The organism is Acidisphaera sp. L21 (genome assembly GCF_009765685.1).
Lineage (GTDB): Bacteria > Pseudomonadota > Alphaproteobacteria > Acetobacterales > Acetobacteraceae > LMUY01.
Window position 1 is genome coordinate 72144 of the sequence record NZ_LMUY01000093.1, and the last position, 429, is coordinate 72572.

The window sequence follows — 429 nt, forward strand, 5'->3', positions numbered from 1 at the left end:
GTAATCCCAAACGTTTTCCACCGACTTCGTCCCGATTGTGTGCCCGGCATATCGGAGCGGGCGGACAAATCACACCTGGTTGGCTGTCACGCAGCGCGACTCGGACGGCGAACAGACGTGAACGACTCGGTTTGAATCTGCCGTTCCCGAGACGTTCGCCTCACTCACGCCGTTTGAGTTCCTCCAGAACCTCCTGCACCTTCTCGACGGCTTCAGCAGCGGTGATAGGGCGGCCCTCTGCCGCGATCATCCCGCCAGCCAAGCTAGCCGCCGCGGCTTCTCGCTGACCCTCTCGGTTGGCTTGCTCGGGTGGGTCCTCATCGGGCTGTCGTTCTTGAACGGCTTTCACGTCGCTTGCCGGGGACTGCGCCTCTTCCCGGGAGGTAGCCAGCAACTGACGGTGGGCGGCGGCAGCCGCCGGGTCACGCT

1 protein-coding gene is annotated in these 429 nt (G+C 63.9%); it reads right to left on the reverse strand.

Translation table 11 applies throughout. The features are described 5' to 3' along the window. Nucleotides 1-160 precede the first annotated feature (160 nt). The coding region (locus GSQ76_RS31250; protein WP_216851150.1) for a hypothetical protein at nucleotides 161-429 on the reverse strand (269 nt) is incomplete at its 5' end.